The 17,542-nt window shown below is 60.0% G+C and carries 17 protein-coding genes and 1 pseudogene; 4 read left to right on the forward strand and 14 right to left on the reverse strand.

Annotated features, from left to right (window positions below):
- Positions 1-280, forward strand: a pseudogene (locus ACCD00_RS26040) (hypothetical protein); the annotation flags it as partial.
- Positions 281-429: 149 nt separating this feature from the next.
- Here the strand turns inward: ACCD00_RS26040 and arsH are convergent.
- Genes arsH through ACCD00_RS26060 form a run of 4 tightly spaced genes read right to left on the reverse strand, consistent with a single transcriptional unit; the run spans position 430 to position 3,291 of the window.
- The gene (gene arsH, locus ACCD00_RS26045) at positions 430-1,125 is read right to left on the reverse strand and encodes an arsenical resistance protein ArsH (protein WP_413428168.1); all 696 of its coding nucleotides are present in this window, start codon (positions 1,123-1,125) and stop codon (positions 430-432) included.
- Positions 1,126-1,136: 11 nt separating this feature from the next.
- Positions 1,137-1,607, reverse strand: a complete 471-nt coding sequence (locus ACCD00_RS26050; RefSeq protein ID WP_413428169.1) for an arsenate reductase ArsC — start codon at positions 1,605-1,607, stop codon at positions 1,137-1,139.
- Between the two features lie 29 nt (positions 1,608-1,636).
- Positions 1,637-2,920: an arsenic transporter gene (locus tag ACCD00_RS26055; RefSeq protein ID WP_413428170.1), complete on the reverse strand. Its 1,284-nt coding sequence runs from the start codon at positions 2,918-2,920 to the stop codon at positions 1,637-1,639.
- Between the two features lie 23 nt (positions 2,921-2,943).
- On the reverse strand, positions 2,944-3,291 hold the full coding sequence (locus ACCD00_RS26060) for a metalloregulator ArsR/SmtB family transcription factor (protein ID WP_413428171.1): 348 nt from the start codon (positions 3,289-3,291) through the stop codon (positions 2,944-2,946).
- A 159-nt stretch (positions 3,292-3,450) separates the two neighbouring features.
- Here ACCD00_RS26060 and ACCD00_RS26065 point away from each other — a divergent pair, with 159 nt between their 5' ends.
- Positions 3,451-3,951: a GNAT family N-acetyltransferase gene (locus ACCD00_RS26065; protein WP_413428172.1), complete on the forward strand. Its 501-nt coding sequence runs from the start codon at positions 3,451-3,453 to the stop codon at positions 3,949-3,951.
- Positions 3,952-4,003: 52 nt separating this feature from the next.
- On the opposite strand, the gene ACCD00_RS26070 is transcribed toward ACCD00_RS26065, so the two are convergent.
- The 4 genes from ACCD00_RS26070 to ACCD00_RS26085 all read right to left on the reverse strand — a co-directional run bounded on the left by ACCD00_RS26070 (position 4,004) and on the right by ACCD00_RS26085 (position 8,879).
- Positions 4,004-4,846, reverse strand: a complete 843-nt coding sequence (locus tag ACCD00_RS26070) for a DUF2950 domain-containing protein (protein ID WP_413428173.1) — start codon at positions 4,844-4,846, stop codon at positions 4,004-4,006.
- A gap of 80 nt (positions 4,847-4,926) precedes the next feature.
- Complete coding sequence (locus ACCD00_RS26075) at positions 4,927-6,468, reverse strand: DUF3300 domain-containing protein (RefSeq protein WP_413428174.1); 1,542 nt, start codon at positions 6,466-6,468, stop codon at positions 4,927-4,929.
- A 159-nt stretch (positions 6,469-6,627) separates the two neighbouring features.
- Positions 6,628-7,905, reverse strand: coding sequence for a flavohemoglobin expression-modulating QEGLA motif protein (locus ACCD00_RS26080; protein WP_413428175.1), 1,278 nt, complete (start codon positions 7,903-7,905; stop codon positions 6,628-6,630).
- A gap of 71 nt (positions 7,906-7,976) precedes the next feature.
- The gene (locus tag ACCD00_RS26085; RefSeq protein ID WP_413428176.1) at positions 7,977-8,879 is read right to left on the reverse strand and encodes a LysR family transcriptional regulator; all 903 of its coding nucleotides are present in this window, start codon (positions 8,877-8,879) and stop codon (positions 7,977-7,979) included.
- 130 nt (positions 8,880-9,009) lie between these two features.
- On the opposite strand from ACCD00_RS26085, the gene ACCD00_RS26090 reads away from it, so the two are divergent.
- Positions 9,010-9,840: an oxidoreductase gene (locus ACCD00_RS26090; protein WP_413428177.1), complete on the forward strand. Its 831-nt coding sequence runs from the start codon at positions 9,010-9,012 to the stop codon at positions 9,838-9,840.
- A gap of 89 nt (positions 9,841-9,929) precedes the next feature.
- Here the strand turns inward: ACCD00_RS26090 and ACCD00_RS26095 are convergent, their stop codons facing one another.
- From ACCD00_RS26095 to ACCD00_RS26120, 6 genes are all read right to left on the reverse strand, one after another.
- Positions 9,930-11,468, reverse strand: coding sequence for a DHA2 family efflux MFS transporter permease subunit (locus ACCD00_RS26095; RefSeq protein ID WP_413428178.1), 1,539 nt, complete (start codon positions 11,466-11,468; stop codon positions 9,930-9,932).
- The gene (locus tag ACCD00_RS26100) at positions 11,461-12,540 is read right to left on the reverse strand and encodes an HlyD family secretion protein (RefSeq protein ID WP_413428179.1); all 1,080 of its coding nucleotides are present in this window, start codon (positions 12,538-12,540) and stop codon (positions 11,461-11,463) included. Before ACCD00_RS26100 ends, ACCD00_RS26095 begins: the two co-directional genes overlap by 8 nt.
- Positions 12,533-12,997 (reverse strand): MarR family winged helix-turn-helix transcriptional regulator, encoded by a 465-nt coding sequence (locus ACCD00_RS26105; protein ID WP_413428180.1) that lies wholly within the window; start codon positions 12,995-12,997, stop codon positions 12,533-12,535. The genes ACCD00_RS26100 and ACCD00_RS26105 overlap by 8 nt, the downstream gene beginning before the upstream one ends.
- A gap of 188 nt (positions 12,998-13,185) precedes the next feature.
- Positions 13,186-15,312: a TonB-dependent receptor family protein gene (locus ACCD00_RS26110; protein ID WP_413428181.1), complete on the reverse strand. Its 2,127-nt coding sequence runs from the start codon at positions 15,310-15,312 to the stop codon at positions 13,186-13,188.
- 349 nt (positions 15,313-15,661) lie between these two features.
- On the reverse strand, positions 15,662-15,868 hold the full coding sequence (locus ACCD00_RS26115; protein WP_413428182.1) for a co-regulatory protein PtrA N-terminal domain-containing protein: 207 nt from the start codon (positions 15,866-15,868) through the stop codon (positions 15,662-15,664).
- 107 nt (positions 15,869-15,975) lie between these two features.
- Positions 15,976-16,623: a hypothetical protein gene (locus ACCD00_RS26120; RefSeq protein WP_413428183.1), complete on the reverse strand. Its 648-nt coding sequence runs from the start codon at positions 16,621-16,623 to the stop codon at positions 15,976-15,978.
- 485 nt (positions 16,624-17,108) lie between these two features.
- Between ACCD00_RS26120 and ACCD00_RS26125 the strand changes: the two genes are divergently transcribed.
- Positions 17,109-17,345, forward strand: coding sequence for a hypothetical protein (locus ACCD00_RS26125; protein WP_413428184.1), 237 nt, complete (start codon positions 17,109-17,111; stop codon positions 17,343-17,345).
- Positions 17,346-17,542: the final 197 nt, after the last annotated feature.

Here is a 17,542-nt window from a genome sequence, read left to right on the forward strand (position 1 = left end):
GGCCGCGGCAGATGCAGCCCGGGATGCCGCCAAGGCAGACGCCGATGCGGCCAGGGACGCTGCCCGGGCTGCCGCAGATGCGGCCCGCAACGCTGCCAAAGTCGATGCGAAGGAAGCCAGAGAGGCTGCCAAGGTTGAGGCGAAGGAGGCCAGAGAGGCTGCCAAGGTTGAGGCGAAGGAAGCCAGAGAGGCTGCCAAGGTTGAGGCGAACGAAGCCAGAGAGGATGTGGCGGACGCCCCGGACGCGCCGGATATCGACGTGGTTGAGGTAGAGCACTAAGCCTGCGCCTGATGTAATGAGCACGGCAGGCATACCCGCAGAAAACGTCCCGGGAGTCTGAGGGACGTATCGGCAAAGAGTCGCAAGCCCTGATGCATCGGGGTTTGCGACTTTTTTCGGCTATCGAGCCAAGGGGAAGACCTCTACATTCAGATCGACCGTTGATTCACGCGCTGAGTCAGTTCCTGCGCTGATTCTTTTCTTTCCGAGTAGCGGTCAACCAGATCGGGGCGATCCCGTAGCAGCAGGGTGAATTTCACCAGTTCCTCCATAACGTCCACCACCCTGTCGTACAGCGACGAGGGCTTCATGCGATTGGCGGCGTCAAACTCCAGAAAAGCCTTTGGCACGGATGATTGATTGGGGATTGTGAACATGCGCATCCAGCGCCCCAGCACACGGAGTTGATTCACCACATTAAAGGACTGGGAACCGCCGCAGACTTGCATGACAGCAAGGGTTTTTCCCTGGGTCGGGCGAATGGCCCCCAACGCCAACGGCACCCAGTCTATTTGTGCCTTGAATACGGCGGACATGGAGCCGTGGCGTTCTGGCGAGCACCAGACCTGTCCTTCAGACCACTGCATCAGTTCTAGCAGTTCCTGGACTTTCGGGTGATCGGTGGGCGCGTCGTCCGGTAACGGCAGGCCTGAAGGATTGAAGATCCGCGTCTCGGCGCCGAAGTGCTCGAGCAACCGGGCGGCTTCTTCGACCAACAGACGACTGAACGACCGCGCACGAGTGGAGCCGTATAGCAACAGGATGCGCGGCTTGTGCTGGTCGTCGCGTCCATCGGCGATGGGTTGAGTCAGTGAAGTGTCGAGATTGGGCAACGGATGGGTCATGGGGGCTCCGGTTACAGCGTGGCGATGCGGTCGAGTTCCCGCTTCAGCGCATCGCGGTCAAGTTGTGCAAAAGGCAGGTCCAGGAATGCCCGGCAGCGCGCTTCAATGTGCGCCAGGGTTGAGTGGAACGCCGCCGATACCGTTGCTTCATCGCCCTTTATGTCCGATGGGTCTTCCAGGCCCCAATGCGCTTTCAGTGCCGGTCCGAAGTACACGGGGCACGTCTCGCCGGCGGCCTTGTCGCAGACCGTGATGACGATGTCCGGAGGGTTGGTTTCGAAAGCGTCATTGCCTTTGCTGCTCAAGCCGTCGATGGCAATGCCGGCCTCTTGCAGCGTGCTCAGGCTGCGGGGCAGCACCTGTCCCTTGGGGAAGCTGCCGGCACTGATCGCCTGGAAACCTTGCGGGGCGAGATGGTTGAACATGGCTTCGGACAGGATGCTGCGACAGCTATTGGCGGTACACATAAACAGAACGCGCATGGTGACTCCTCTTTGCAGTCGCTCAGGGGCTAAACGCTCAGGCGCAGGGCCAGGGCGGACAAGGTGATGAGCAGGATCGGCAGCGTCAGGACCACGCCGACCCTGAAGTAGTAACCCCAGGTAATGCGGATGCCCTTGCGCTCCAGAACATGCAGCCAGAGCAGGGTAGCCAGGCTGCCGATGGGGGTGATTTTGGGGCCCAGGTCAGAGCCGATGACATTGGCGTAGATCATGGCTTCACGTACCACACCCGTGGCGTCGCTGGCTTGAATCGACAGGGCGCCCACCAGCACCGTGGGCATGTTGTTCATGCCCGATGACAGCAAAGCCGTGAGCAGGCCGGTGCCCAACGCGGCGCCCCAGATGCCGAATTCGGCCATGTGGTTCAGGGCCATTGTCATGGAGGTGGTCAGTCCGGCGTTTTTCAGCCCGTAAACCACCAGGTACATGCCCAGCGAAAAGATCACGACGTGCCAGGGCGCTTCACGCAGCACTCGTCGGGTGGAAATCACATGCCCGCGCGCAGCGACGGCGAACAGCATCGCGGCACAGACCGCTGCGATTGCGCTGATTGGAATGCCCAGGGGTTCCAGCGCAAACAGCCCGATCAGCAACAAGGCCAAAACAATCCAGCCGACGCGGAAGGTCAGGGGGTCTCGCACGGCACGTCGCGGATCCAGCACGTCTTCCAGTGAGTAGTGCCTGGGAATGTCACGCCGGAAAAACCAGTACAGCACCGCAAGAGTGGTCGCCACGGCAACGAAATTGACCGGCACCATGATCGAGGCGTATTCGCTGAAACCCAGGTCGAAGTAGTCTGCCGAAACGATGTTGACCAGGTTGGACACCACCAGGGGCAAGCTCGCGGTGTCGGCAATAAAACCGGCCGCCATGACGAACGCCAGGGTCGACGCTGGCGAAAACCGCAACGCGAGCAGGATTGAAACAACGATGGGGGTCAGGATCAGCGCTGCACCGTCATTGGCAAACAGCGCGGATACGCCGGCTCCCAGCAGTATCGTGAATACGAACAGGCGCCGTCCGTCACCCTTGGCCCAGCGCGCCACATGCAATGCGGCCCATTGGAAAAATCCGGCCTCATCGAGCAACAAACTGATGATGATGAGCGAGATGAACGTCGCGGTGGCGTTCCAGACAATGCTCCACACCAGTGGAATATCGTCCAGCGTCACGACGCCCGCAAACAGGGCCAGAACGGCTCCCAGGGAGGCGCTCCAGCCGACACCCAGGCCCTTGGGTTGCCAGATGACCAGCACCATGGTGAGCAGGAAAATGCTAAATGCAGTCAACATGCACAGTCTCGACTAATGAAGGGTCAGCAGCAGGCGGAAGTGTTGAGAGGGCGGTCGCCCATCGCGTTCAGGCGAGTGTTGTTGTCTTCAAGCCAATCGGCGTTTGCCAGCAACGTTGTCTCGAGAACGTCACGAACCCACGCCGGCAGGTCAGGATTGAGCCGGTAATACACCCACTGCCCCTGGCGGCGGTCCAGCAGCAGGCCGCATCCGCGAAGCTGTGCAAGATGGCGGGAAATTTTAGGCTGGCTATCGTCCAGGGCACAGACCAGCTCACAAACGCATAACTCGCCTTCACGAGCGATGAGCAAGGTGGCCCGGGCGCGGGTTTCGTCGGACAGACATTTGAATACGGCGGCAGGATTGAGCATTTGCGGGGCTCGACACATATGGAAATACGAATATACGTTTATCCGTATATATTCTGCAAGCCGTTCGGGCTCTGGAAGGGGAAGGTCAGGCTCGGCAAGGTTGTTCAGGTATGAGATAAACTTGAGCCATTTCGGCGCACGACAAAGGAGAGGTGATGAATGGAATCGTTTAGCGTTCGCGAGCTGAAAAAGACTGACACTGAAGCGTTATTGGCGTTCGAAGTCCATAACCGTGAATGGTTTGAATCCCATATTGATGCGCGCGACCCTGCTTTTTACTCGTTGCGGGGTGTAGTCGATCATATCGAAAGCTATTTATCCGATTTTGCCATCGGCGCCTGGCACCCGTTTGTCATCGTGGACTCCAGTCAGACAATCGTTGGTCGAGCCAATCTGAAAAGTATCGACCTGGCGATGGGTTCTGCTGAAGTGGGCTATCGGATCGCTCAACGCGCGTGCGGGCAGGGCCTGGCAACGTTGGCGCTGAGGCATCTGATCCAGCAGGCTCAAGTGCGTTGGGGGCTTACGCAACTGGTTGCCTTTGCCTACAAGGAAAATGTGGGTTCAAGAACAGTCCTTGATCGGTGCGGTTTCAAGCTTGAGCAACCCACCTGTCACGACAACACGGGGAACGAAGAGCGATTCGTCCTGTTGATCTAGACAAGACCCCCCCTGCGATTCGGAGCGTCGCAGCAGGTCAGTGACGCCCCGGTCACTCCTGCGGCGCCTGATCTTCATCCACCTCTTTCCAGCTGTCATCCGGGTCAAAGCGCTTCATCGCTTTCGCCAGTTTTTCACCACCGGGTCCCAGGTCCTTCTCGAACACCTGGCCGTCATGGCTGATCATGAAACTCATCACTCCGGTGTCGTTGTATTTCGCTGGCCATGCGATCAGCGCAAAGCCTCGGCTCATCTTGTCACCGATGAGATAACTGTAGGCGCCACCCGGTGCCGAAGGTCCCTGGCCATCAAGGATGCGGAAGCGGTAACCATGCCAGTCTTCGTCGGCAATGGCTTTGCCGAACGAAGGCCCCAAGGGGCTGATCTGGTCGCTATCGTCTTCTGCCCAATAGAGTCCATCGTGCTTGCCGGGGGTGCTGAAGATTTTCTGCGCATACTCAAGAGCGCCATCACCGTCTCGATCGACTGACGCATAGTCCATCTGGGCGTCGTGATAGGCCAGCACCGACTGCACAGCGGCGAGTTCATTGCGGCCGATCTGACGTGCACGAATCTCGGCGCTACCGGCCTTCAAGTCAAAGCGCCAACCGTCGGTGGCTTTTGTCATGGGGATGGGCAGTGTCCAGTTCTTGCTGCCAACCGCCAGGACTGCCTTGCGGTCGCTGGTGTTTTCAATGTGATGTTGCTCACGGTATTGCTGCAAAAACGCATCCACATCTTCGCGCTGCACGCCTTCACGGGGGATGTAACTGTGCCAGTCACTGCCCAGCAGCTCGGTCAGGCGTGCCTGATCGGAATGTTCCGTGCCCAGCGCTTCAACGAACGCTTCAGCGGCCTTTTCTGGTGTTGGAAAGGCTTGCTGTGCCGTCGCCATGCACGACCACGCCAAGCCGACAGCTATCGCAAGGACATGAGGGAGCAAGCCCGTGAGTCCCTTCACTCGAGGATGGTTTTTCAACGGCGGCCCCCCCTTTGACGCGCTGGTGGACTGGACGGCCGACTGATCTGCTGACCAGCCGATCGTGAGGCACTGGGGCGCTGGGCGGATGCCTGGCTCGACCGGCCACGATTGGCCTGGAGGTTGGCCTGGGACGGTGAACGTGCGCCGGCGAAAGCATTGTTGCGGGCACTGCCGGCGCTGGCGGCCGGCCGCTTGTTGGTTCCTTGACGCGTCTGCACGGCGCCCTCTTTGCGCTGATTCAACTGGGCGCCCTGGTTCCTGGGTTGCTGATCGGCCTGACGATTCACGTTCCTGGGCTGCTGATTGTCCCGGGTGTTCCTGGCAGCACCCTGGCCTCTGTCAGCCGCCTTCGGTCTGTCTGCACCGGCCTGCAAGCGATTGCCGTCCGCAGTTCCGGACTGGAGTTTGCGCGCTTGATCACGGGCCTGGAGGTTGCTGGTGGCAGGTCGTTCGATACCGTGCCTGTCCATTGAGCTGCGGGCATTTTCACGGGCCTGAGCGCGCTGGGCGTTGTCCCCTCGATAGGCTTCACGCTGACTGGCACCGTTCAATTGGCGGCCGTACTGTTCGCGGCTCTTGTTGTCGCGATAGGGAACGCCATTGCGGTGCACCGGGTTGTGCTGCCATTTGTTCTGGTTGTTGGTGATGCGGTTGTTGGCGTTGATGTTGTTGTAGCGGTTGACGTCGATGTCGACGTCGTTATTGCCCCAGTCACATTCACCCCACAATGCCCCGACGATGGCCACGCCAGTGCCGAACGCCAGCCCCGCCATCAAGGCCTGACCGGGGTAATAGGCGGGCGGTGGTGGATAGTACACGGGCGGCGACGCCGGGTAGGCCCAGGTGCCGTAGGTGGTTGTCGGGTTATAGGTGGGGACGTACACCACCTGTGGATCTGAAGGCTGGATGATGATGGTGGAGCTGCTGGCCGGTGCCGCTTCCGGAGCTGGAGCCGTTGCCTGTGTTGTGGCGGTGGTTGCCTTGGCCGGTGCCGCGACATTCTGAATCGTCACGTTCTGGTATTGGTTGCTCTCCAGGTTGCCAGCAGCCTGGGCCTGACGACGCAAGCGTTGTACGCCGTTCATGACATCGTCGGGCTGCGCCAGGAAGGCATCACCCAGGCGTTGTACCCAGACGGGGTCCTGCCCCAGCGTTGCCAGAACCTGCGGGAAGGCGACCAGTGCCTGCACGCTCGGATCCCAGGGCTGGCTTGCGACTTGTTTGACCGCATCGTCACCCTTGGCATCGGGGTGCGCTTTGGACCAGCTGACCGCCTCACCGACTTCCCCGGGGTACGTGGTGGCCATCAGTACCTGTGCCAGCAGGGGGTCCGGGTAAAGCGCAATGGGCGCCAGCATTTGATCCAGTTGTTCTTGGGTGAACACGGGGTCCTTGGTCGCCGCTGTGACGGGCGCCGCATTGGCCGCGCTTGCCGGTGCCGGTGCCGGTGCGGTCGCATCCGCACCCAGTGCCAGGCAGGAATATCCGCTCAAAAACAGTACGGCCGACAACGCGTAAAGTAATGGAATGTGCATTGCACCCCCCATGTGGTCAGGCAGGCTTGAAATGAGTGGATCATCCCTGGCAGGTGCAAGCCGGCTTTGCAAGCCACAGAGCTCAGCCTCGACACCGCTTCCTAATGGTAGCAGCTCATTTCAAGAACCCCGGTTGTCTTTAAAAGGGTGTGATCCCGATCAATGTGCGCTGGCATCGCTTTCGTGTTCTTCGGCGAATGCCATGAATACCTTCAGGTCCAGCACGTCCAGCTTGATCTGGGCGATGAACGCCGAGAAGGCCAGGTTGGCAGCCAGGATACGCAGATCAGAGGCCCAGGCCGGAAGGTAGACCGGTGCCTTGAGCCAGCCGGAGTCGAACAGTGGCGCCAGACGCAGGGTGTCAGCCAGGCTGAGGCGCCCTGCAAACAAATGCCCGACCAGTTCCGGCCGGTTATCGCGGATTGCAATGCGCAGCAGGGTGTGGACGCCGAGCAACCCGGTCAGGTAAGCGGCGTCCTTGGTAAACGCCGAACCGCCACGCAGATCGACGCCACGGAACACCCGTTGGGTTGAGCGGAAGGACTCTTCTTGTGTCTGCCCGGCCGCCAGGAAACCTTCGAACACCTGGATGAAGTCGGCGCCCTCCAGCGCCTGCTGGACGGCGAGTACGCGCAGGGCCAGGCGACGCAAGCGGTTGATGTCCATGCTGCCGGTGAACAGTTCGGCCAGGGTGGCAATGCCTTCCTGAGTCTGGGTCGTGCGCGGTGCGCCCAGACCCAGGCTTATGAGGTTGGGCTGCCGCGCGCCGTTTTGTGCCGTGGCGATATGCACGAAGGCTTCGTGTTGCAACAGCTGATTTTTGTCCAGCTCCGAGAACAGTGCGCTGGCCCGCAGGCGAATGCGACTCGATCCGGCGATGGCCTTGGCGGCCAGGTTCGGATCGAGCACGACCGTAATTTGTCCGACGCCGAAGAAGCGGTCCAGTTCCGGTTGAAGCCAGGCGGCGAACGCCTTGGCCGGAATTTCGGCCGGGCTTGGTGGAATCTGCGCACCGCCCAGCAGGGCGTCGGTGGTCTTGAGGAAGAAATTGGCCGCGTCGAGCATGCTCAGTTGCAAGCGCGTGTAATAGAAGTCCGGACGTCGGTACAGCGCTGACGAATAGTGGGTAAACGCCGGGGTTCCAATGGCGCCCAGCATGTGTCCGGCCGTGGCATAGCTACGGGCGGTCATGGCGAGGAAATTCCCGGCCGGATGCCCCACATCGCAGCGGCTGATAAAGGTTTCCAGGGCGGCGATATCGGCACTGTGGTCGCGGGGCTGCAACTCGACCCTGGGCAGTTCGGCACGCCCGCCGCGCCATTTCGCCAGGAAGTCTTCCTCGACCCCATCCGGCCAGGACAGGGCATCGAGCACGCGGATCTTGCGGGTCAGACCGGGCAGGGCAGCATCGAGCTCGGACAGGCTGGCGGCGCTCATGGATATCTCCTTGAGGGACGAAGTGACGTTACAAAAGCTTAGTCGTCGCGCGCAGTTACGTGTTGAGCTGGCTACGTGTTGAGCTGGCGGGTCGCCCGGGCGAAGTCGATGAATGCCTTGAGCGCTGCCGGCACATGGCGGCGACTCGGGTAATACAGGTGCAGGCCCGGATAGTAGGGGCACCAGTCGGCCAGCACCTGGATCAGGCGCGCATCGGCCAGATACCTGCCAACCATGTCCTCGAACACATAGGCCAAACCCACACCTTGCAATGCCGGCCCGATCATCAGGCTGACATCGCCGAGTGTGAGCGGGCCACTGACTTCGATTTCCTGGGTGATCCCACCGCGTTCGAATTCCCACCGGTACATCGCGCCGCTGGGGAAGCGGTGGCGGATGCACGGCAGGCCATGCAAGTCCTCGGGTTTGTGTGGTGCGACATGCCGTTCGAAGAATGCCGGTGAGCCCACGACCACCGAGCGCATGTTCGGCCCGATGGGCAGTGAAACCATGTCGGCTTCCAGGCGATTGCCAAAGCGTACCCCCGCGTCAAAACCGCCGGCGACCACGTCCACCAAGGCGTCGCTCTCGACGATCTCCAGGCGGATATCCGGGTACGCCTGCAAGAACTGGCTGACAATCGGCAGCAACACCAACTCACACGCCTGTCGACCTGCGGTAATGCGCAGGTTGCCTGAGGGCTTGTCGCGAAAGTTGTTGAGGTCTTCCAGTGCATCGTCGATGTCACGAAAGGCCGGTTTCAGCCGGGCGTAAAGCCGTTCCCCGGCGTCAGTCAAGGCCACGCTGCGGGTGGTGCGGTTGAACAACCGTACGCCCAGGCGATTCTCCAGGGCACGCAATGAGTGACTAAGGGCCGAGGGCGTGAGGCCGAGCTCCACTGCCGCCCGACTGAAGTTCAGGTGCCGGGCGATGCACAGGAAAATCGACAGGTCGGCGGTGGAGGGGGATTTCATTTGTGAGCGCCTTTCACTAAGACATGCAAAATTGCTGGGATTATCACATCAGTAGCACGCGCTTAAAGTCGCATCAACTCATCGAGAAGGCCCGGCAATGTCGCACGGGTCGCTGACAGGAGGAGTTGAAATGCGTACCTGGTTCATTACTGGCGCTTCCCGTGGTTTTGGCACCCTCATCGCAGAACACGCCTTGCGTGCCGGCGACGCCGTTATCGCCACTGCCCGCAATCCACAAGACATCACTGATCGCCTGGGTGATTACCCGAACCTGCTCGCCGTGCGGCTGGACGTCACTCGCGAGGAAGAGGCGCATCAGGCTGTCGCAGAAGGCATCAAGCGTTTCGGGCGCATTGACGTGCTGATCAACAACGCCGGTTTCGGTGTGCTGGGCGCGGTGGAAGAAACCAGTGCCAGCGAAACGGAGCGTCTGTTCGCCACCAACGTGTTCGGTGTACTCAATGTCACCCGCGCCGTACTGCCGCACATGCGGCGCCAGCGTAGTGGTCATGTCATCAACATCTCATCGATCGGCGGCTATCAGGCCTACATGGGCTGGGGTGTCTACGGCTCCACCAAGTTTGCGGTGGAGGGCATTACCGAAGCGCTGCATCAGGAACTGGCGCCCTTGGGCATCCATGCGACGGTTGTCGAGCCCGGGTTCTTCCGCACCGACTTCCTGGACGAGCAGTCGCTGATCAAGACCGCCCTGGAACTGCCGGACTACGAGGAAACCGTCGGCAAGATGCGCCAGTTTGCCGAAGGCGCCAACCATGCGCAGCCTGGCGATCCGGTGAAGTTTGCCGAAGCGATGCTCGCGCTGGTCAACGCCCCAGAGCCACCACAACGCCTGGCGCTGGGCAGCGACACCGTGGCCCGAATCGAGGCGAAAAACCGCTTTGTGCAGGCGGAACTGACCGAATGGAAAGCGCTGGCGCTGTCCACCGACTTCAAGGTCTGACGTGGCGGCCCAACGCTGGTTTCAACAGGTGCGTAAAAACCGGGCGAGTCCCGGTTTTTGCGTTTGTGCAGATAAGCTCACGCCGCTCTTTATTCCATGACCGGTGCCGGCTCTTTCTGTGTCTGGGGGCTTGGGGCTTTGATAATCAGCAACAATGGCATGACCGCCAGTGACAACAGCATCAGCAGCTTGAAGTCGTCCACGTAGGCGATCCAACTGGCTTGCACGTTGACCAGGGCGTCCAGGGTGGCGCGGCCGGAGGCGGCCATCGGGTCCAGGTAACTCTTGATCGACCCTGCGTCGAAGGCCCGGTTGAAAGGCGTGACGTAGGCACCTATCTGCTCATGGTTAGCCTGGATGTTCTGGGTGAGCAGCACGGTCACGATGGAGATCCCGACGCTGGAGCCGACATTTCGCGACAGGCTGTAAAGCCCGGTGCCTTCGGCGCGCAAGGAGGCGGGCAGGGTCGCGAAGGCAACCGTGGTCAGTGGCACAAACAGCATGCCCAGGCTGGTGCCCTGGATGAAGCCCGCCCAGATGACGGTTTGCATCGACACATCAGGCGTCCAGCCGGTCATCAACCCCATCGACAGCGCTGACAATCCCAGGCCCGTCAGCAGTAACAGGCGGGTATCGACTTTGCCCAACAGTCGGCCGGCGAGGAACATGGTCAGCATCGTGCCCAGGCCTCGCGGGCCCATCACCATGCCGGCGGTCAGCACCGGATAGCCCATCAGGGTTTGCAGGTAAGGCGTCATCAGCGCCAGTGAGGCCAGGTAGGTAATACCGACGATGAAAATGAAGATGACGCTGATCGAAAAATTGCGATCCTTGAACAGCTTGGGACTGATAAAGGGGGTGTCTGTGGTGAAGGTGTGGACCAGGAACACATACAAGGCGACAGCGGCCACGATCGCTTCGACCAGGATTTCACCGGAAGCGAACCAGCCCAGTTGCTCACCCCGGTCCAGGAACAGTTGCAGGGCCATGATCGCCACGCTCAGCGAGCCGAAGCCGAGCCAGTCCAGGCGGGTCGTGGTGTCGGTGGTCGTTTCGCTGACGTAATAGACGATCCCGGCCAGCGCCAGCATTCCGATGGGCAAATTGATGAAGAACACCCAGCGCCAACTGAAGTGCTCAGTCAGCCAGCCACCGAGCATCGGCCCCAGCACGGGGCCGACCATGACCGACACACCGAACAGCGCCATGGCCGAACCGCGCTCCTTGAGGCTGTAGATGTCCAGCAGAATGCCTTGGGACAGAGGCACCAGCGCCGCGCCCGCCAGGCCCTGCAGCAGGCGGGCGAGAACGATTTCTTCCAGCGACTGCGCCAGGCCGCAAAGGATCGACGAGACCACAAAACCGATAATCGCCCACAGCAGCACGCGTTTGCGCCCGAAGCGTCGGGCCAGAAAGGCAGACGGCGGCGTCATGATTGCAGCGGCGACGATGTAGGACGTCAGCACCCAGTTGATCTGGTCGGAACTGGCCGAGATGCTGCCTTGCATGTAGGGCAGGGCGACGTTTGCAATGGTAGTGTCGAGCGCTTGCATGATCACGGCCAGCACGACGCACGCGGTGATCATCCCGCGATGGGCCACGGGTTCGGTCGCTGCCGGGTCATTCATGGGCCAGAGCCGGGGCAGAGACCTTGTCCGCCAGCAGCCCCGAGAACAGGTGCGGCAGGCCACGGGCCGAGCCAGTGTCGATTTCTGCCTGCACGCTCATGCCGGTGCGCAGCGGCGGTTTTTCTCCGGCGTCATCGATGCTGATGCGCACGGGAATCCGTTGCACGACCTTGACCCAGTTGCCCGTGGTGTTTTGCGCGGGCAGCAACGAGAAGCTCGAACCCGACGCCGGGCTGATGCTGTCGACGGTGCCGTGCCACTGCACGCCGGGGTAGCTGTCGACGCTGATCTGGACGGACTGGCCGGGTTTCATGTGGGTCAGTTCGGTTTCCTTCGGCGACGCCGCGACCCACAGGTGGTCGGCCGACACCAGGCTGATGCCCGATTGTGGTGGTTGCAGGTACGAGCCGACTTGCAGCGAATCGACGTTGGTCACGACTCCGTCAAACGCAGCCCTGACCACCGAGTTGTTCAGGTTGCGCTGTGCTTCGTCGACGGCGGCCTGGGCAACCAGATACGTGGACTGTTGTTCGACGGGGGTTGCGATATTTCCACCGAGTTGCGCCAGCACCATTTGTGCAGTGGCCTTGGCCACGGTGATTTTTTGCCGGGTGCTGTCCAGCGCATGCCTGGCATCGTCGTAGTTGGTTCTGGAAACCGCGGATACGCTGAGCAGGGTTTGCTGACGCTGGAAGCTGGCCTGGTAGTAGGCAAGGTCGATTTGCGCCTGGTCGATTTCGGCCTGCGCCTGCTTGTAATTGGCCTGGAGATTGAGGATCTGGTTACGCACATTGCTCAGTTGCGCCCTGGCACTGGCCAACGCAATCTCAAAGGGTTCGGGCTTGAGGGTGAACAGGACCTGGCCCTTGACCACCCGCTGGTTGTCCTTTACATCAACCGAGGCGACAAGCCCCGAGACATCGGTGGAGACGCCGACATGGTCGGCTTGTATGTAGGCATTGTCGGTGGAAATGATCTGCCCGCCCGTTACATACAGATAGCCGCCGACCACCAGCACGATGGGGAGCAAGGCGAAGAGCGTGGTGCGCACGAGTTGCCGTCTCTCAATCATGACGATGCTCCTGTTCTTCAACGGGAAGATTGCAGGCTTCGATCAGGTTGGACCTCATCCGCTTCATCATCTGCAGTAGCAGTTGTTCCTCCTCGGCAGAGAATCCGCGCGTGGCTTCCTGACGGGTAACCCGGCCCATGTCCCGCATGAGTTGCAGCAGCGGATGGGCCTGCTCGGTCAAAAACAGCAGGGACAGGCGTCGATCCGTAGGGTGGCGACGTCGCTCGACCAAACCGCGCTCGGCCATCTTGTCCAGCAGACGCACGAGGGTGATTGATTCGAGCTCCAGTAAATCCGCGAGCCCTTTTTGATGAATGCCTTCATGGGTCGACAGCATGGCCAGCACCTGCCACTGCGAGCGAGTGAGGCCGACATGCCGCGCGCGTTGTTCAAACCGCTTGCGCATCAGCCGGGCGCTGTCATGCAGGGCAAAACCAAGGGTCAATGGGTCGGTCATGGTGAAATCTGCCGCAGGGGAGTTAGCTCATCATAGTTGAGCTTGTAATTAGTGAGCTATCTATATTTGCAAAATAATTGAGGTGAATCGATTCTCTCGACGGAGCCAGGGTGGCTGGCAGTGAGCGGCATCTTTCAGTACTCCGTGAGCGTGCCTTTCGAAGTGCCTTACGGCCGGTAAACCCGACCTCAGAGCAGGCTCCACGACACCCCGACGTACATCGCCATGCCTTCTCCGGGTGTGGATCGTGCCGCGTCCAGCCCTTTGTCGTCGTAGCCCGGCGTGACGGTGGCGGCATAGTGCTTGTCGGTCAGGTTGCGCAGGTCCAGCCAGGTCTGCCAGTCGCCCTTGGGGGCGTTGTAGCCCAGGGTCGCACCGAATATGGCGTAGGGATCGGCGTAGTAGCTGTTGGCGTAGTCGACGGCCACTTTGGACGCCCATTGCGTGTTGAGTGCGGCGAAAAAGCCTTGTGGCCAGTCGTAGCGCAGTTCGCCCTGGTAATAGTGCATCGGCAGGCCCGGCAGGCGGTTGTCGCCAAAGCGGTCATCGTCGCGATAGTGGAAGTCACTGAAGGTATAGCTCTGGCGCAGGCTCAATTGGCCGCCATCATCCGGTGACCAGAGCGGGCTCAGCAGGCTGGCTTCCACGCCCTGGTGCACGGTGGGGCTGGCGTTGAGCTCGTAGGGCGTGGTGGCATTGGCATCCGGCAACACCGAAAGCAATTCATGGCGCACCTGGGCGTAGTACCAGGCCAGGCTCCATTGCCCCAAGGTGCTGTCACCGCGGCCACCGATTTCCAGGGTGGTGGCGGTCTGGTTTTGCAGCTTCACCGGATCGCGCTGGGCTCCGGTGGCGACGCCGCTGCCTGCAGGGAGTCGAATGTTGGAGCTATAGATCAGCGACCAGGGGTGTGGCGCCTCGACCGAGCGGCTGAGATTGCCGAACAGTTGCAGGTCAGGTGTCAATTGATAGCGCAGGCCCACGCGCGGGGCGTAGTCCCAGTCGTGCAGGCTGGTCTTGCCACCTTCCTGCGGGTAGGTGACGTCGCTTTCACGGCGGGTGTAGATCGCAGCGAGGCCGGTGGTCAGCCACAGGTCGTCGGCGATCTCCAGGTCATTGCCGGCATGCAGGACGGTGTCCGAGCCCTGATAGGTGAAGTTGCGAATCGGCGTGCCCGGCGCGTAACCGGCAGTGTTGCCGGTGGGGATGCGCACGAACTCGCTGGCGCCGGCATTGGGCAGGTGTCTGGTCACGCGCAGGCCCAGCGTGCTTTGGCTTTGCAGACCCCAGAGCGTGTCGCGACGCTTGTAGTCGAAGGTGCCGCTGACGTCGGTGTATGCCACCTTCAGGCGGTTTGGTCCCTCGCTCAAGTCCATGGGATAGTCGTGGTAGACCAGGCCGGTCTGGATGCTCGAATCGTCATCGATGTACCAGGTGGTCTTGTTGCCGATAAACGTGCTGCCCGGCTCGTCGCGGCGGTCATCCCGCGCCACGTAGGCGGGGTTGGCCGCCCGAGGGTCGTGCTCGATGGAGTGCTTGGTCACGCGTCCCGCGAGCTCGTTGTCGGTCTGGCGGTGGCGCAGGTAGAAGCGTGTTTCCAGGTCGGGATTGAGGCGATAACCGAAGTTGGCGATGACGCCTTGGCTCTCGCTGGCCGTATGGTCCTGGTAGCCGTCGGCGTTTGCCTCGGTCATGGCCACGTAGTAATCGAAGTCGCCGAGCACTTGCCCGGAACTGACCTGGCGCTGGAGGTAGCCGTGGCTGCCGGTCGCGTAGCGCACCTGCAACAACGGTGAGTCGTAGCCAGTGTGGCTGACGTAATCGATGGCACCGCCCAGGGCCAGTGCGCCCCGGTCGAATCCGTTGGCGCCGCGCAGCACTTCCACATGGTCGAGCCACAGCGGTTCCAGCAATTCATAGGGCGTGCCGCCAGGGCCGGTCAGAGGCAGACCGTCGAGCATGGCGTACAGTCCCGAGGCGTGGGCACCCGGTGCACGGTTGATGCCCGATCCGCGGATCGAAATCTTCACCCCTTCGTTACCCGCCGACTGGGCATGGATCCCGGGCTGGTAAGCCAGCACATCCTGGTTGCTGGCCACGCGCCCCTGCAGCGGGCGGCGCAGGTCGACCACATTGGTACCGCCGGGCACCTGGGCCAGCCGCGCCTTGGCGGCCTCGATCGTCTGGTCTTCGTCGCTCCGGTCCTCAGCCCCGATCAGCACTTGTCCCAGTTCCAGGCTCTGAGCCTCGGTCATGGCCGGACAAACAAGGGCCAGGCCCAGCAAGGCAGCGGGCAAGGATTCAGGCGAGGGCATTGGGGAAACTCCAGACATACGGCAACGGGCAATGAACAGTGCGACGCATGAAAGGACGAAGGAAACACATGGCAATCGCAGGAATCATTCCGGGCTATGCCGGCCTGACAACGCAGCAGATTCATGAAAAGGGGGAGGGAGCAGGAGGCCGCATTCTTGCTACGGTGATTCGGGACGTGAAGCAGCCCTTCGCGAAAGGCTGCTTACTATTGTGGATTCAACGGGGTGATTCAACGAATTGGATTCTTGTAACCAGGATCCCGGCTAAACCCACACAGCGGCACCTTGGGTGCAGCATTTGAAGCTTGAGGCCGTACATTTCCGACGGCCTCGGGACTTGCTACACGGATCAGCTATTGCTGTGATCGGCGGCCTTGGCTTTGCTTTCGGCTACAGCGGCTTCAGCTTTCTGCTTCTGGGCAACCTGGAAGGCTTCCATCGAGACTTTCCGGGCCGACTCCATGCGAGTGAAGGTACGATCACCGCCACCTGTGGCCATTGCCAGGGAAGAAGCGGTCAGGGCGGCGACTACGAAGAGAACTTTCATGGATTTCATTTGGGTTTCCTCAAATTGAGAGTTGGTAAATAACTAGAATTTGTAAATAACGAATAGCGGTATGTATCTGCTAACGCAGAACCTGCCTGTTCAACCTGGCTTTACCATCAAGCCAGGGCGGCGTGTCGTGCGCTCCAGGTGTCTTGTTCCAGACGTCCTTCGCTGCCTTTGTTTTTTGCATAGGCGGTGAGCAGTACCATCGTCGCGAATCCACCGACGATGAGAACCGGATAGGCTGCCAGCAACTCGACCAGCGAGTATTTCCAGGCCAGCGGACGACCAACACCCAGCATGGCGGCATAGAACCACGACACCGCAGAGAGCGCACCGGAGAACAGCGCCAGCATGCGCAGGTTGAAGGAAAGATTAAGTAACGAACCGGCTTTTTTCAGCGCCGGCAATACAGCGCTATGCAACACGAAGCCGTTAAAGGTCAACAGTACAACGATCCCGATCTTGGCTTGCAGTTTTGGATTGAGGAAATACTCCATCCCCTTGCCGGCATAATCGATCCCGACAATACCAATGCCCGTAATCCAAAGGGCCCAAAGTGCAAGTACTACGGTTTTTTGCAGGCTTTCCATGTGTGCGTCATCATGGTGACCTGACGCATCTCCCTTCAGGAGTTGCTTGACCATTGCGACGTCACTGGTCAATACCAGGCCGATTGCCACACAGCAGGCGATAAGGTGGAAATACACAACGCCCAAACGAACATATTCCACGGCTGGCGAAGAAAGAAAACTAAGATCCATGGTTGCCTCTTTGTTTTAATAGTGAATCAACATGACGCTCGGCACGGATTAATTGGAATTTTCCGTTGCGGATGGCAGTCAATATCCACTCATTACTATTAATTAATCTTGCGGCGTTACGCGGCCAAGATAAATGTGAGTTTCACGAATGAACTATTAGTTAGTCATTCGACACTTCCATTTTTAGGTAACAAAAAACCCCAATCGCACTTGGTGCATATGAGGTTTAACTTCCGCTTCTGGGGGTCAGGTGAGGGTCAGAGCCGGTGTCACCTGCTGCGTATTCTGAACGGAAAAACCCGTCTCCGTTCATTTTTTGATCAGTTTTACTGACCAACGGCAGTGTCCATGGCTGATTGTACATTGCCATCTTTGGCGACGCGGCCCGCGTCGTTACTGGCTTTTCGACGAGTCGGAAGGTAGTCGATAGCACCGCCGATTTTTTCGTCTTTTTTTCCGGATTGCATGGGGAAAATCGGAGAGGTATGACCAAATCAGCCATGAAAAACCCCTTGGTCTGGTTAACCAACCAGTTAAAAGCACTGCCATTTTCCCCTCGAAAAAGCACATTTTCGGCATGGCCACAGTGGATGATTTTATATTGTGACCGGCAGCAATCGACCAATGGTCAGACATTCGCCTGGCTTTACCCGATGATGCACCGTTGTTGCCCCCTATTGAACATTGCGCTGCTCAAGCATTCCGTTCGATTGAAAAACTGAGTTGGCTGGCGGCCGCCGCTACGATGACTGTCGATCGTCATGACAGGTCAAGAATCGGGCCCCCCCCCCGGGGGGGGGCAAAAGGGGGGAGAGTTTTGGCGAATTGCCGGAGCGGGCCCAAAAAAAGGGGACCATAAGGAAATACAGCAGGGAAAGCCCGGGGGGGGTGTAATAGGTTTGGTTTTGTCCGGGGGTTT

Origin of the sequence: Pseudomonas sp. Pseusp3, from assembly GCF_047304225.1 — a bacterium.
In the GTDB taxonomy this organism is placed as follows: Bacteria; Pseudomonadota; Gammaproteobacteria; order Pseudomonadales; family Pseudomonadaceae; genus Aquipseudomonas; species Aquipseudomonas fluorescens_CD.

What these genes read in the sequence shown, in the direction of transcription:
- ACCD00_RS26110 (WP_413428181.1), bottom strand. Translation starts at nt 15,312, where the DNA reads ATGCCCTCGCCTGAATCCTTGCCCGCTGCCTTGCTGGGCCTGGCCCTT.
- arsH (WP_413428168.1), bottom strand. Translation starts at nt 1,125, where the DNA reads ATGACCCATCCGTTGCCCAATCTCGACACTTCACTGACTCAACCCATC.
- ACCD00_RS26095 (WP_413428178.1), bottom strand. Translation starts at nt 11,468, where the DNA reads ATGAATGACCCGGCAGCGACCGAACCCGTGGCCCATCGCGGGATGATC.
- ACCD00_RS26085 (WP_413428176.1), bottom strand. Translation starts at nt 8,879, where the DNA reads ATGAAATCCCCCTCCACCGCCGACCTGTCGATTTTCCTGTGCATCGCC.
- ACCD00_RS26050 (WP_413428169.1), bottom strand. Translation starts at nt 1,607, where the DNA reads ATGCGCGTTCTGTTTATGTGTACCGCCAATAGCTGTCGCAGCATCCTG.
- ACCD00_RS26060 (WP_413428171.1), bottom strand. Translation starts at nt 3,291, where the DNA reads ATGCTCAATCCTGCCGCCGTATTCAAATGTCTGTCCGACGAAACCCGC.
- ACCD00_RS26075 (WP_413428174.1), bottom strand. Translation starts at nt 6,468, where the DNA reads ATGCACATTCCATTACTTTACGCGTTGTCGGCCGTACTGTTTTTGAGC.
- ACCD00_RS26070 (WP_413428173.1), bottom strand. Translation starts at nt 4,846, where the DNA reads ATGGCGACGGCACAGCAAGCCTTTCCAACACCAGAAAAGGCCGCTGAA.
- ACCD00_RS26125 (WP_413428184.1), top strand. Translation starts at nt 17,109, where the DNA reads ATGACCAAATCAGCCATGAAAAACCCCTTGGTCTGGTTAACCAACCAG.
- ACCD00_RS26100 (WP_413428179.1), bottom strand. Translation starts at nt 12,540, where the DNA reads ATGATTGAGAGACGGCAACTCGTGCGCACCACGCTCTTCGCCTTGCTC.
- ACCD00_RS26115 (WP_413428182.1), bottom strand. Translation starts at nt 15,868, where the DNA reads ATGAAATCCATGAAAGTTCTCTTCGTAGTCGCCGCCCTGACCGCTTCT.
- ACCD00_RS26105 (WP_413428180.1), bottom strand. Translation starts at nt 12,997, where the DNA reads ATGACCGACCCATTGACCCTTGGTTTTGCCCTGCATGACAGCGCCCGG.
- ACCD00_RS26055 (WP_413428170.1), bottom strand. Translation starts at nt 2,920, where the DNA reads ATGTTGACTGCATTTAGCATTTTCCTGCTCACCATGGTGCTGGTCATC.
- ACCD00_RS26080 (WP_413428175.1), bottom strand. Translation starts at nt 7,905, where the DNA reads ATGAGCGCCGCCAGCCTGTCCGAGCTCGATGCTGCCCTGCCCGGTCTG.
- ACCD00_RS26120 (WP_413428183.1), bottom strand. Translation starts at nt 16,623, where the DNA reads ATGGATCTTAGTTTTCTTTCTTCGCCAGCCGTGGAATATGTTCGTTTG.
- ACCD00_RS26065 (WP_413428172.1), top strand. Translation starts at nt 3,451, where the DNA reads ATGGAATCGTTTAGCGTTCGCGAGCTGAAAAAGACTGACACTGAAGCG.
- ACCD00_RS26090 (WP_413428177.1), top strand. Translation starts at nt 9,010, where the DNA reads ATGCGTACCTGGTTCATTACTGGCGCTTCCCGTGGTTTTGGCACCCTC.